This window comes from Paracoccus contaminans (genome assembly GCF_002105555.1).
GTDB classification, from domain to species: Bacteria; Pseudomonadota; Alphaproteobacteria; order Rhodobacterales; family Rhodobacteraceae; genus Paracoccus; species Paracoccus contaminans.
In genome coordinates this window covers 1844558-1858069 of record NZ_CP020612.1, presented here as the reverse complement: position 1 = coordinate 1858069, position 13512 = coordinate 1844558, and the positions used below count along the sequence as shown (strand labels likewise).

Genomic DNA, 13512 nt, shown 5'->3' with positions numbered 1-13512 from the left:
CGCTTCCTTTCCCGCCCAGCCTGCCGCAAGCTGCGGGGATTGAACAGGGAGTGGCCGATGGCAAGGGAATGGGGCGCGGTGCAGGGACAGCTGGTCGAGGTCGCCGCGGGGCGGGCCGCGGCCGAGATGGTGATCCGCGGCGGCATCTGGGTCAATGTCCATACGGGCGAGCTGCTGCCCGGCCACGACATCGCCATTGCCGGGGGGCGCATCGCCTGCGTGATCCCGGATGCCGGTGCCAATATCGGCCCTGATACCCAGGTGATCGAGGCGGCCGGCCGTTTCATGGTGCCGGGGCTGATCGACGCGCATATGCATGTGGAATCGGGGATGCTGACCCCGGCCGGCTTTGCCGCCGCCGTCATCCCGCACGGCACGACCACGATCATGCACGACCCCCACGAGATCGCCAACGTGCTGGGGCCGGATGGGGTGCGGCTGATGCGCGACGAAAGCCTGATCCAGCCGATCACCATGCTCACGCAGATGCCCAGCTGCGCGCCCTCGGCGCCAGGGCTGGAAACCACCGGCCATCCGATCACCGCCGGCGAGGTCGCGCAGGCCATGGGCTGGGACGGGATCATCGGCCTGGGCGAGATGATGAACTTTCCCGCCGTCGCCGCGGGCGATCCGGCCATGCTGGCCGAAATCGCGGCAACCCGCGCGGCCGGCAAGACGGTCGGCGGGCACTATGCCAGCCCGGATCTGGGCCGCCCCTTTGCGGCCTATGTCGCAGGCGGCGCCGCGGATGATCATGAAACGGTGGCCGAACACCAGGCCATCGCCCGTGTGCGGCAGGGGATGGCGGCAATGCTGCGCTACGGCTCTGCCTGGCATGATGTTGCGGCGCAGATCACCGCTGTCACCGAGCGGGGGCTGGACCCGTCGGGGTTCATCCTGTGCACCGATGACAGCCATGCCGGAACGCTGGTCCATGACGGGCACATGGACCGCGTGGTGCGCCATGCCATCGCCTGCGGCTGCGCGCCGCTGACGGCGATCCGCATGGCGACGCTGAACACCGCGCGGCATTTCGGGCTGGAACGCGAGCTCGGCTCGATCACGCCGGGGCGGCGGGCCGATGTCATCCTGACCTCGGACCTGAGCGCGCTGCCGGTCGAGGTGGTGGTCGCGCAGGGGCGTGTCGTGGCGGAAAACGGGCGCCTGCTGGTGGACTGCCCCCGGATCGACTGGCCGCACAGCGCCCGCCGGTCGGTTCATCTGGGGCGCCGGCTGGCAGCCGCCGATTTCCGGGTGCCCGCGTCGGGCGCGCGGGCCGAGGTCAGGGTGATCGGCGTGGTCGAGAACCAGGCCCCCACACAGGCGCTGCGCGCCACGCTGCCAATCGAGGATGGCGAGGTCGTGCCGGGGGGCGAGATCGCCCGCATCGCCCTGGTCGAGCGGCACCGCGGCACAGGCGGGGTGGTGAACGGCTTTGTGTCGGGTTTCGGCTATCGGGGGCGGATGGCCGTTGCCTCGACCATCGCGCATGACAGCCACCACATGATCGTCGTGGGCAGCTGCGCCGAGAACATGGCGATGGCCGCGAACCGGCTGGCCGATTTGCAGGGCGGCATCACGGTGTTCCGGGATGGGGCCGAGCTTGCCCATGTCGCGCTGCCCATTGCCGGGCTGATGTCGGATGCCCCCGCAGCCGAGGTCGCCGCCGCGGCCGAGGCGGTCAACGCGGCGATCCGCAGCTGCGGCTGCACCATGAACAACGCGATCATGCAGCATGTCCTGCTGGCGCTGGTGGTGATCCCGGAGCTGCGGATCTCGGATCTGGGGCTGGTCGATGTCACGCGGTTCGCATTGACCGAGGTCGTCATGGCGTGACCGCCGGACCGGGCCCTGCCCCGGACCTGGGATACTTGAGTGCAGAAGAACCCCTGGCCTGAGGCGACCCTTTGCACTGAGCGCCCGGAACGGGCGGGTGAAGGCCGCCCGCGCGGGGATGGATCAGGGATCCTCCTCGGCCGCGCGAGAGACGGCGCCCTCGCGCGTGACCGACAGATAGCGCGCGCGCGGGCCGAAGGCGTCGAAAAGCTCGCGTCCGGTCCCGGTCAGGAAGGCCTGCGCGGGCAGCGCCGTGATCTCGTCATAAAGCGCCGCGCGCCGGTGCGCGTCCAGATGGGCCGCGACCTCATCCAGCAGCAGGATCGGCCGCTCGGCCGCCAGGGCGCGCGCATTGGCAAGGATCAGCGACAACAGCAGCGCCTTCTGCTCACCCGTGGAGGACAGCGCCGCCGGCATGTCCTGCGGCCCCCACCAGGCGCCCAGATCGGCGCGGTGCGGGCCGGTCAGCGTGCGACCCGCCGCCATGTCGCGGGAACGGGTGCCTGCCAGGCGGTCGGCGATGCTGTCCGCATCGGGATCATCCGAAGAGCCCTCGCCCGGCAGCAGCGCCAGACGCGCGGCGGGAAAGCCGGTCCGCGCGCCGGCCTGGGCGGCGGCGATGCGGTCCAGCGCCTGCGCGCGGTTGGCGGTCAGCGCCGCGCCCGCATCCGCCATCCGCCGTTCCAGCGCGCGATACCACCGCTCGTCCCGGATCTCGTCGCGCAGCAGGCGGTTGCGCTCGCGCATCGCCTTGTCATAGGCCAGCGCCGCCTCGGCATGATCGGGCGCAAAGCTGAGCGTCAGGCGGTCGAGAAAGCGCCGGCGCGCCTCGGGCGCATCGGTCCACAGCCGGTCCATCGCCGGCGTCAGCCAGATCAGCCGCGCCAGCCGGCCCAGCGCCACCTGGGGAACCGGCTTGTCGTCGATCAGGACGGCACGCGCTTCGCCGGGACCGGCACCGGTTTCGACCTGCCGATCGCCCAGCAGGGCGCGGATGCGCCAGCCCGCCTCCACCCCCTGCCGCGCCTGATCGGCCGGGACGGCCCCGCGCAGCCCGCGGCCCGGCGACAGCATCGACAGTGCCTCGAGGATATTGGTCTTGCCCGCGCCGTTCGGCCCGAACAGCGCCAGCGGCCGGTCGTCGATGTCCAGCGCCAGCCGCGGCCAGGACCGGAACTGCGCAAGGCTCAGCCGGGAAAGGGTCAAGCCGCGCGGCTCATACCCGCATCGGCATGACGACATAGACGGCTGATTCGTCGCCCCCCTCGCGGATCAGCGCGGCGTCCCCTGCGCCGTTGAACAGGATCACCGCGTTCTCGCGGTCGATCTGGGCGGCGATTTCCTGCAGGTATTTGGCGTTGAAGCCGATCTCCAGCGGCTCGTCGGCATAGGCCACGGCCAGTTCCTCGTCGGCCGCGCCCGCGTCGGCGGCGTTGACCGACAGCACCAGCCGATCCTCATCCAGCGCCAGCTTGACCGCGCGCGAGCGTTCGCTGCTGACCGTCGCCACCCGGTCCACCGCGCGGGCGAAATCGGCGGCGTCAACCTCGAGCCGGCGGCTGTTGGCCTTGGGGATCACGCGGGTATAGTCGGGAAAGGTGCCGTCGATCACCTTGGAGGTGAGGGTGATCGTGGGCGTGGCAAAGCGGATCTTGGTCTCGCCCACCGAAACCGCGATCTCGGCCTCGTCGTCGTCGAGCAGCTTCTTCAGCTCGGCCACCGTCTTGCGGGGCACGATCACGCCGGGCATCCCCGCCGCGCCCTCGGGCAGTTCGGCGTCGATCCGGGCCAGCCGGTGCCCGTCGGTCGCCACGCAGCGCAGCGTCGCCGCCCCGCCCTCTTCGGCGACGTGCATATAGACGCCGTTGAGGTAATAGCGCGTTTCCTCGGTCGAGATCGCAAAGCGCGACTTGTCGAACAGCCGCCGCAGCACCGTGGCCTTGGCAGCAAAGTTCGCCGCATATTCGGTCGAGGCCATCGCCGGAAAATCCTCGCGCGGCAGGGTGGCGAGGCTGAAATTGGTGCGCCCCGCCTGCACCGTCAGGCGGTTGGCCGCGCTGTCGGCGGCGATGTTGACCAGAGCGCCGTCCGGCAGCTTGCGCGCGATCTCGTTCAGCAGCGCCGCGCTGACGGTGGTCGCGCCGGGCCGCTCCACCGTCGCCGGGGCCTGGTCCACCACCTCGGTGTCCAGGTCCGTGGCGCGAAAGCTGACGCGGTCGCCCTCGGCCTCGATCAGCACGTTGGCGAGGATGGGAATGGTATTGCGCCGTTCGACGACCGACTGGGCCTGCGCCACCGCCTTGACCAGCACCGCCTTTTCGATCGAGAACTTCATCTTGCCCTGCCTTCCGGATGTCGTCGCGCCGTCGCCGGCGGCGGCATGTTCAGTTTCGCCACTCTCTGTCAAGGGTCAAGCGGGCGCGCGCCCTATGCCTCGAGCGCCCGGCGCAGCAGCTGGACATCCTCGGCCAGGCTGTTGTCGGCCGCGCACAGCTCCTCGATCTTGCGCACGCCATGCATGATCGTGGTGTGATCGCGCCCGCCAAAGCGGCGGCCGATCTCGGGCAGGCTGCGACTGGTCATCTGCTTGGCCAGATACATGGCGATCTGCCGCGGCCGGGCCAGCGTGCGGACCCGTTTTGGCCCGACCAGGTCGGACAGGCGGATATTGTAATGTTCGGCCACCTTGCGCTGGATTTCCTCGACCGAAACCTTGCGGTCCGAGGCGCGCAGGATGTCGGTCAGGCATTCCTGCGTCATGTCCAGGTCGATTTCCCGGCCCATCAGGCTGGCAAAGGCGAACAGGCGCTGCAGCGCGCCTTCCAGCACGCGCACATTCGAGGTGATGCGGTGGGCCAGGAATTCCAGAACGCCCTGCCCCATCTGCAAGCCGGGATAGGTGGCGCGGAACAGGTCGGTCTTGGATTGCAGGATCGACAGGCGCAGTTCGTAATCGGTGGGATGCAGGTCCACGATCAGGCCGCAGGACAGGCGCGACTTGATCCGGTCCTCGAGATCCTTGATCTCGCCCGGCGCGCGGTCGGCGGAAATCACGATCTGCTTGCCCTGATCGACCAGCGCGTTGAATGTGTGAAAGAATTCCTCCTGCGTGGAATCCTTGCCGGCGATGAATTGCACGTCATCGACCATCAGCAGATCGACGGTGCGGAACAGTTCCTTGAAATCCATGACCGTGCGTTCGCGCAGCGCCTGGACGAAGCGGTACATGAACTGTTCGGCCGACAGGTAGAGAACACGCGCATCGGGGTCGCGGCTGCGGCGTTCCGAGGCAATGGCGTGCATCAGGTGGGTCTTGCCCAGGCCCACCCCGCCATAGAGGAACAGGGGGTTGAAGGTCACGAAACCGCCCTCGGCCACGCGGCGGGCGGCGGCATGGGCCAGCTCGTTCGGCTTGCCCACGATGAAATTGTCAAAGGTGAAGCGGGTGTCGATGGGGGCGGACAGCTCGTCCTCGCGCGGGGCGGGCCGGGGCCGAGCGGGGGCGGCGGGGCGCGCGCCCGCGGCCGCAGGCCCGGCAGGGGCCGCAGCCGCGGGGGCGGCCGCGACGGTAAAGGTCACGCGCTCGACGGCCGCGCCCTGCGCGGTCAGCGCGTCGATGATCGGGCGTGCATAATGGCGGGACACCCAGTCGGACAGGAACCGCGTCGGGCAGGCGATGTCGGCTGCGCCGCCCTCGATGGCGCGCAGGCTCAGGGGCGCCAGCCAGGTGACGTAGTTGTTGGCACCGACCAGAGACTCGAGTTCCGGCCGCGCCTGCGCCCACAGCTTGTCCATTCCGTCCGTTCCTTTGTCCCCAGTCCCCGCCGGGAACGCCGGCAGGCCATTGCGTTCCGCGGCCCGCGACAAGGGAACGGCAACAGGACGACCAGCCGCGCAATACGGGGCCGCGGGCCTGACCGGCCCCATCGCTCTGTTCCGGGTCGCCTGCATCCGGTGGCAGCCGGAGCGGGCTTGCGTCGGTTGCCCGTGCCCGGCCAAGCCAGGCGCCGGTTGCCAGGCGCATCGTCCGGCGAGGCGTAAAAGCGCCTGTCCTGGACCGTCTTCCCATGTCGCGAGGTGAATCGCTTGGATCAAGCTATCGCCAACAGCAAAGACCCTGCAACTGAACTATCAACTTGACAGGCTGTTTGCGCCGCGAATCTGGCCCATGGCAGACGCCGTTGATTTTTCATTGAAAATACAGCTACTTGCCATAACATGCGCAGGCATGCGCGAAAACGAACAGGCGCCGCCCCGGCCAGCGGGGGGCGCCTGTTGCGGCAGATCGAGGGCCGGCGATCAGCTGGCCGAAAGGGCCTTAACCCGCGAGGCCAGGCGCGACATCTTGCGCGATGCCGTGTTCTTGTGGACGACACCCTTGGTGACGCCGCGCATCAGTTCGGGCTGCGCCACGCGCAGCGCCTCGGCCGCAACCGCCGCATCGCCGCCGGCGATCGCTTCCTCGACCTTGCGCAGGAAGGTGCGGATGCGCGAACGGCGCGCCTTGTTGACTTCGGTGCGGCGTTCGGTCTGGCGGGCGCGTTTCTTGGACTGGGGCGTATTGGCCATGGGTCAGGGGTCTCTGTCAGGTCGGTTGCGTTATGTCATTTGCGCAAAAGACCCAAATCCGCCGCCCCCGATGGGGACGGTCCCGATTCTCGCCTAAGCGGGCCCACGCGCATGTAAGCGTCGGCTTATAACGGCATCCGTCCGCGGGGGAAAGCCCAAATCGCCTGCCGCTCAGCGGTCGCGGAACTGCGCCTCGCGCTTTTCGGCAAAGGCGCTCATGCCTTCCTTCTGATCCTCGGTGGCGAACAGGGCATGGAAGGCGCGGCGTTCGAACAAAAGCCCCTCGCGCAGCGTCGTCTCGTAACTGCGGTTCACCGCCTCCTTGGCGACCATGGCGGCGATCGCCGATTTGGCGGCAATCTTGCGCGCCGCGCCCATCGCCTCGTCCAGCAGCTTGTCGAGGGGCACCACGCGGCTGACCAGACCCGAGCGTTCCGCCTCGGCCGCGTCCATGAAGCGGCCGGTGAGGTTCATGTCCATCGCCTTGGACTTGCCCACCAGGCGCGTCAGGCGCTGCGTGCCGCCGATGCCGGCGATGACGCCCAGGTTGATCTCGGGCTGGCCGAACTTGGCATTCTCGGCGCAGATGATGAAATCGCACATCATCGCCAGCTCGCATCCCCCGCCCAGCGCATAGCCCGCCACGGCGGCGATGATCGGCTTGCGGCAGCGGTTGATCTGGTCGATCTGCGGGCCGAACAGATCGCCCGTCAGCACGTCCACATAGGATTTCGCCGCCATCTCGCGGATGTCGGCGCCCGCGGCAAAGGCCTTTTCGCTGCCGGTCAGGACCAGGCAGCGCACCGCCGGGTCGGCATCCGCGGCGCTGACGGCTGCGGCAAGCTCTCCGATCAGCTCGCCGCTCAGGGCGTTCAGCGCCTCGGGTCGGTTCAGCCGGATCAGTGCGACGTGATCGGCGATCTCGACCAGGATGGTCTTGTAGGCCATGGCAGCTCTCCCTGTGTTGCCCTGGCTGCCCTGCTAGCAAAAGCGTGATCGCGATGCCAGCGGGCCATCAGTGCTGGCAGGCGGGGCAATACCATGACGAGCGGCCGGACTGGACGATCCGCCGCACCGTGCCGGCGCATCCTGCCCGCAGGCAGGGCTGGCCCTCGCGCCCGTAGACGCGGAAGCTGTGCTGGAAATAGCCAAGCTCGCCGCTGGCCTGGCGATGATCGCGCAAGGACGATCCGCCCGCGGCGATCGCCTCCTCCAGCACCGCCAGGATCGCGGCGTGCAGCGCGCCCGTCCGGGCGGCCCCGATGCGCCCGGCCGCGCGGGCCGGATGGATGGCGGCGCGGAACAGCGCCTCGCACACATAGATGTTGCCAAGGCCCGCCACGATCCGCTGGTCCAGCAGCGCCGCCTTGACCGGCATCTTCCTGCCCGCCAGCCCTGCGGCCAGCACCGCCGGCGTGAAATCCTGCGACAGCGGCTCGGGGCCGAGCGCGGCCAGCAGGGGATGGGGCGCGCCCTCGCGCACCAGATCGACCGCGCCGAACCGGCGGGCGTCGTTCAGCGTGATGGTGGCGCCATCCTCGGTTTCAAGCACCAGGTGATCGTGCCGGGGCAGGATCGAGGGATCATGGTGAAAGCGGCCCAGCCCCTCGCCCTCGATCCTGATGCGCCCGGACATGCCCAGATGGATCAACAGGCTGGGGCCGCGGTCCAGGTCGGCCAGGATATACTTGGACCGCCGCCGCAGCTCCGTGACCCGCGCCCCGGTCAGAACCTGCACCAGATCGACCGGCATCGGCCAGCGCAGGTCGGGGCGGCGCTGGTCCACCCGCAGGATGCGCCGCCCCGCCAGATGCGGCGCAAGACCGCGGCGAACCGTTTCGACCTCTGGCAGTTCTGGCATTTCCCGCCCATCCGCTGCATGGTGCCGGCCTGACAGGCGGGCGACGGACGAGAGCTATGACCGACAGCGCATCGAGGCAAACCCATTTCGGCTTTCAGAGCGTCGCTGAAGAGGACAAGGCCGGCCTCGTGCACGGGGTGTTCTCGAGCGTCGCCTCGAAATACGACGTGATGAACGACCTGATGAGCGTCGGCATCCATCGCCTGTGGAAAACCGCGATGATGGACTGGCTGGCCCCGCGGGACGGCCAGCGCCTGCTGGATGTGGCGGGCGGAACCGGGGACATCGCCTTCCGTTTCCTGGACCGGGCGCCGGGGGCGAGCGTCACCGTCTGCGACATGACCGAATCGATGCTGGTCGAAGGGCGCAAGCGGGCCGAGGCGGGCCGCCTCGCGGACCGCCTGTCCTGGGTCACGGGCGATGCGATGGCCCTGCCCTTCGCGGATGCCAGCTTTGACCGCTACACGATCAGCTTCGGCATCCGCAACGTCACCCGCATCCCCGACGCGCTGGCCGAGGCGTTCCGCGTCCTGCGCCCCGGCGGCCGGCTGATGGTGCTGGAGTTCAGCCAGCTGCCGGTGCCCGCCCTGCAATGGGCCTATGACCGCTATTCCTTCAACGTGATCCCGCCGCTGGGACAGCTGGTCGCCAGCGACCGCGATTCCTATCAGTATCTGGTGGAATCGATCCGCCGCTTCCCCGATCAGGAAAGCTTTGCCGCCATGATCGGCGATGCCGGCTTCGAACGGGTGCAATATCGCAACCTTTCGATGGGCATCGCCGCGCTGCATTCTGGGTGGAAGCTGTGAGCACGGGACCTGCCATGCGGGGGCGCCGGACCGGACGGTCCGATCGCGGCGCCCTGCCCCTTGCCGCGCGGACCTCGGGCTGATGCGCGGGCCTCACAACATCTGGCGGCTGATCCGCACGGGCGCGACCTTTCAGCGGACCGGGGCGATGGGGGCGGCGCTTGACGCCATGAAGGCCCCGCGCCGCGTGCGCGCGGCCGCGCGCATCATGGGATTGCCCTTCGCATGGCTCGGCTATCGGGGCGATCCGGCCCTGCCGCCCATCACGCGGGCGATCACCGCGCTGGGCCCGGCCTACATCAAGTTCGGCCAGATCATGTCCACGCGCCCCGATGTCGTCGGGGACGAGATGGCGCAGCAGCTGCGGATGCTGCAGGACCGCCTGCCCCCCTTTCCCACCGCCGTTGCCCGGCAGGTCATCCAGGCCGATCTGGGCGCGCCGGTCGAGGTGCTGTTTTCGGCCTTTTCCGAACCTGTCGCCGCCGCCTCGATCGCCCAGGTGCACGAGGCGGTGCGCGCCGACACCGGCGCGCGCGTGGCCGTCAAGGTGCTGCGCCCCGGCATCGAGACTGCCTTCCGCCGCGACATCGACGCCTTCCACCTGGCCGCCGGCCTGATCGAGCGCCTGTCGCCGGCCAGCCGGCGATTGCGCCCGCGCGATGTGGTCGGCCATTTCCAGTCGGTCGTGCTGGGCGAGCTTGACCTGCGGCTCGAGGCCGCCTCGGCCTCGGAATTCGCCGAGAACACGCGCGAGGATGCAGGGCTGTCGGTTCCCCTGCCGCACTGGCCGCTCAGCGCGCGGCGGGTGATGACCAGCGACTGGGCCGAGGGCATCCCGATGGCCGATGTGGCCGCGATCCGCGCCGCCGGCCACGATACCCATGCGCTGGCCGAGCGGCTGATCCAGCTGTTCCTGAACCATGCGCTGCGCGACGGCTTCTTTCACGCCGACATGCATCACGGCAACCTGCGCATCAGCCCCAGTGGCGACATCATCGCCCTGGATTTCGGCATCATGGGTGAGATCGACGAATTCACCCGCCGGATCTATTCGGAAATCCTCTACGGCTTCATCCAGCGCGATTACCGGCGCGTGGCGCGCGTCCATTTCGAGGCGGGCTATGTTCCCGCCGACCGCGACATGGCGCAGTTCGCCCGTGCCCTGCGCGCGGTGGGCGAGCCGATCTTCGACGCCGACGCCTCGCGCATCTCGATGGCCAACCTGCTGGCCCATCTGTTCGAGGTGACCGAGCGTTTCGGCATGCCCACGCGGACCGAGCTGATCTTGCTGCAACGCACCATGGTCGTGGTCGAAGGGGTCGCCCGCACGCTCGATCCGCAGATCAACATGTGGGCAGCCGCGCGCCCGGTGGTCGAGCGCTATATCCGCGACAATCTCGGCCCGCCTGCGGCGCTGCGCGACGGGCTGCGGGTGCTGCAGGCGCTGGGCCGGCATGGGCCGCAATTGCCCGCCATCGTCGATCGCCAGGTCGAGCGGCTGGCAAATCCCGCCCCCGCGCTGGTCGTCATCGACCCCGGCGGCCCGCGCCGGATGCTGTGGGCCGCCGCCCTGCTGGCGAGCGGGGCAGTGCTGGGGGCCTTGCTGGCCTGACACCCCCCTGGGCCTTGCCGGGGAACCGCGCGAGAGGCCAAGCCCAACTGCTGACGGCCCCGCCCCCCGCCCCCCGCCCCCCGCCCCCCGCCCCCCGCCCGTGCGGTGGTCAATGCCGCTGTCCGGTCAAGGCGTTCTGCCCGGCAGCCGAGACTCGTTTGCCCATCGCGGCACGCGTTGGCACGGGCATTGCATCACGCAGGCGGCGCCTGTGATCACAGCCTTCCGGAACGTGATCACACAGGCGCGGTATTCCGCTTGCGGACGGTCGTTTGCAACCTTCTTCATTGGTCAAGGGGGGCGCTTGGGATAAGGAACCGCGCAATGCTTCAGTTGCGGGAACAGCGTTCATGAACATTCACGAATACCAGGCCAAGGCACTGCTCAAGGAATACGGCGCTCCGGTGTCCGAGGGCCGTCCGGTCCTGAACGCCGCCGAGGCCGAGGCCCTGGCCCGCGAACTGCCCGGCCCGCTTTGGGTCGTCAAATCCCAGATCCACGCCGGCGGGCGTGGCAAGGGCCGGTTCAAGGAAGCCGAAGCCGGCGAAAAGGGCGGCGTGCGCCTGGCCAAGTCGGTCGAGGAAGTCGTGGCCAACGTGAACCAGATGCTCGGCAAGACGCTGGTCACGCACCAGACCGGCCCGGCCGGCAAGCAGGTGGGCCGCATCTACCTGGAAGACGGCAGCGACATCGCCCGCGAGCTGTATCTCGCGCTGCTGGTGGACCGCGGATCGTCGCGGATCAGCTTCGTCGCCTCGACCGAGGGCGGCATGGACATCGAGGAAGTCGCCCATGCGACCCCCGAAAAGATCGTCAGCTTCACCGTCGATCCGGCCTCGGGCCTGTCCGACTGGCATGGCCGCCGCGTCGCCTTTGCGCTGGGCCTGACGGGCGATCAGGTCAAGCAGTGCGTCGCGCTGGTCAAGATCCTCTACAAGGCCTTCGTCGAGAAGGACATGGAGATGCTGGAGATCAACCCCCTGATCGTGACCGAGCAGGGCCAGCTGAAGGTGCTGGACGCCAAGGTCGGCTTCGACAACAACGCGCTGTATCGCCAGAAGGATATCATGGCGCTGCGCGACGAGACCGAGGAAGACCCCAAGGAGCTTGAGGCGTCCAAGTACGACCTGAACTACATCGCGCTGGACGGCGAGATCGGCTGCATGGTCAACGGCGCGGGTCTTGCGATGGCCACCATGGACATCATCAAGCTGTATGGCGCGGAACCGGCGAACTTCCTGGATGTCGGCGGCGGCGCGACCAAGGAAAAGGTCACCGAGGCGTTCAAGATCATCACCAGCGATCCGAACGTCAAAGGCATCCTGGTCAACATCTTCGGCGGCATCATGCGTTGCGACATCATCGCCGAGGGCATCATCGCCGCGGTGAAGGAAGTGGGGCTGAAGGTTCCGCTGGTCGTCCGGCTGGAAGGCACGAATGTCGAGCTGGGCAAGAAGATCATCAGCGAAAGCGGTCTGGACGTGATCGCGGCGGACGACCTGCGCGATGGGGCCGAAAAGATCGTGAAGGCGGTTAAACAATGACGAGCAAACGTCTTAAACCCACATTCGCCGAGCTTGAAACGCCCTTCTCTTGCGGATGGACAAAGTCCCCGCACGATGACGTTGGCTGGGAAACAAGAGAGTTTTCGACGCTCGAAGATGCGGAGGCGCTCTACCAAAAAAAAGAGGGGACGAGCGAACTGTATGCCTATCTAGGCGAAATCGGGATTTGGGAAAGCACGGGCGGAAAACTCGAACTCGATTGGCTCACCTTCCGCACGAACAATCCGGAGTGGTTGGAGAAAAGTAAAGAGCGCGCCGACGCGCGTAAAAAAGATGATTGCAAATGGGGGCGCCCGCTTTCCAAAGAGGACGCTGGTTATCTGCCCTACAAAAGTCTTGCCCAGCTAAGGAACCTGTGAATATGGCCATTCTCGTCGACAAGAACACCAAGGTCATCTGCCAGGGCATCACCGGCTCTCAGGGCACCTTCCACACCGAACAGGCGATCGCCTATGGCACGCAGATGGTCGGCGGCGTCACGCCCGGCAAGGGCGGCACGACGCACCTGAACCTGCCCGTCTTCGACTCGGTTCACGAGGCGGTCGAGCGCACCGGCGCCAACGCCAGCGTCATCTACGTCCCGCCGCCCTTCGCGGCCGATTCGATCCTCGAGGCGATCGACGCCGAAATCCCGCTGATCGTCTGCATCACCGAAGGCATCCCGGTGCTGGACATGATGAAGGTGAAACGCGCCCTGCAGGGGTCGAAATCGCGCCTGATCGGGCCGAACTGCCCGGGCATCATGACGCCCGACGAATGCAAGATCGGGATCATGCCGGGGTCCATCTTCAAGCGCGGGCGGGTGGGCGTCGTCTCGCGCTCGGGCACGCTGACCTATGAGGCGGTCAAGCAGACCTCGGATGTCGGCCTCGGCCAGTCCTCGGCCGTCGGCATCGGGGGCGATCCGATCAAGGGGATGGAACATATCGACGTGCTGGAAATGTTCCTGGCCGACGATGAAACCGACGCGATCATCATGATCGGCGAGATCGGCGGCGCGGCCGAGGAAGACGCGGCGCAGTTCCTTGCCGACGAGAAGAAGAAGGGCCGCTGGAAGCCGACCGCCGGCTTCATCGCCGGCCGCACCGCCCCCCCCGGCCGCCGCATGGGCCATGCCGGGGCGATCGTGTCGGGCGGCAAGGGCGATGCGGAAAGCAAGATCGCCGCGATGAAAGAGGCCGGCATCGTGGTCGCCGACAGCCCTGCGGGCCTGGGCGAGGCGGTGCAGAAGGCGATGGGCCGCTGACCCCCATTGGATGA

Annotated in this window: 12 protein-coding genes; 6 read left to right on the top strand and 6 right to left on the bottom strand. The window is 68.1% G+C overall.

Annotation, left to right across the window (positions count from 1 at the left end):
* Positions 1 to 57: 57 nt before the first annotated feature.
* Positions 58 to 1836 carry an adenine deaminase gene (locus B0A89_RS08755; RefSeq protein ID WP_085377813.1) on the top strand — a complete coding sequence of 593 codons (1779 nt, stop codon included), beginning with the start codon at positions 58 to 60 and terminating at the stop codon, positions 1834 to 1836.
* Between the two features lie 123 nt (positions 1837 to 1959).
* Here B0A89_RS08755 and recF read toward each other — a convergent pair whose 3' ends face one another.
* The 6 genes from recF to mutM all read right to left on the bottom strand — a co-directional run bounded on the left by recF (position 1960) and on the right by mutM (position 8266).
* Complete coding sequence (gene recF, locus B0A89_RS08750; protein ID WP_085377812.1) at positions 1960 to 3042, bottom strand: DNA replication/repair protein RecF; 1083 nt, start codon at positions 3040 to 3042, stop codon at positions 1960 to 1962.
* 10 nt (positions 3043 to 3052) lie between these two features.
* On the bottom strand, positions 3053 to 4171 hold the full coding sequence (gene dnaN, locus B0A89_RS08745; protein ID WP_085377811.1) for a DNA polymerase III subunit beta: 1119 nt from the start codon (positions 4169 to 4171) through the stop codon (positions 3053 to 3055).
* Positions 4172 to 4263: 92 nt separating this feature from the next.
* Positions 4264 to 5631, bottom strand: coding sequence for a chromosomal replication initiator protein DnaA (dnaA, locus tag B0A89_RS08740; RefSeq protein ID WP_085377810.1), 1368 nt, complete (start codon positions 5629 to 5631; stop codon positions 4264 to 4266).
* Positions 5632 to 6135: 504 nt separating this feature from the next.
* Positions 6136 to 6405 carry a 30S ribosomal protein S20 gene (gene rpsT / locus B0A89_RS08735; RefSeq protein ID WP_085377809.1) on the bottom strand — a complete coding sequence of 90 codons (270 nt, stop codon included), beginning with the start codon at positions 6403 to 6405 and terminating at the stop codon, positions 6136 to 6138.
* 171 nt (positions 6406 to 6576) lie between these two features.
* Positions 6577 to 7353, bottom strand: coding sequence for an enoyl-CoA hydratase (locus tag B0A89_RS08730; RefSeq protein WP_085377808.1), 777 nt, complete (start codon positions 7351 to 7353; stop codon positions 6577 to 6579).
* A gap of 67 nt (positions 7354 to 7420) precedes the next feature.
* Positions 7421 to 8266, bottom strand: coding sequence for a bifunctional DNA-formamidopyrimidine glycosylase/DNA-(apurinic or apyrimidinic site) lyase (gene mutM, locus B0A89_RS08725; protein WP_085377807.1), 846 nt, complete (start codon positions 8264 to 8266; stop codon positions 7421 to 7423).
* Between the two features lie 56 nt (positions 8267 to 8322).
* Between mutM and ubiE the strand changes: the two genes are divergently transcribed.
* The 5 genes from ubiE (at position 8323) to sucD (ending at position 13498) form a co-directional block, all read left to right on the top strand.
* Positions 8323 to 9075, top strand: coding sequence for a bifunctional demethylmenaquinone methyltransferase/2-methoxy-6-polyprenyl-1,4-benzoquinol methylase UbiE (gene ubiE / locus B0A89_RS08720; RefSeq protein WP_085377806.1), 753 nt, complete (start codon positions 8323 to 8325; stop codon positions 9073 to 9075).
* 82 nt (positions 9076 to 9157) lie between these two features.
* Positions 9158 to 10687, top strand: a complete 1530-nt coding sequence (gene ubiB, locus B0A89_RS08715; protein WP_085377805.1) for a 2-polyprenylphenol 6-hydroxylase — start codon at positions 9158 to 9160, stop codon at positions 10685 to 10687.
* A 350-nt stretch (positions 10688 to 11037) separates the two neighbouring features.
* A complete protein-coding gene (gene sucC / locus B0A89_RS08710) occupies positions 11038 to 12231 on the top strand; it encodes an ADP-forming succinate--CoA ligase subunit beta (protein WP_085377804.1) in 1194 nt (397 codons plus the stop codon).
* Positions 12228 to 12611: a hypothetical protein gene (locus B0A89_RS14635; RefSeq protein WP_157115293.1), complete on the top strand. Its 384-nt coding sequence runs from the start codon at positions 12228 to 12230 to the stop codon at positions 12609 to 12611. The genes sucC and B0A89_RS14635 overlap by 4 nt, the downstream gene beginning before the upstream one ends.
* A gap of 2 nt (positions 12612 to 12613) precedes the next feature.
* Positions 12614 to 13498 carry a succinate--CoA ligase subunit alpha gene (gene sucD / locus B0A89_RS08705; RefSeq protein WP_085377803.1) on the top strand — a complete coding sequence of 295 codons (885 nt, stop codon included), beginning with the start codon at positions 12614 to 12616 and terminating at the stop codon, positions 13496 to 13498.
* Positions 13499 to 13512: the final 14 nt, after the last annotated feature.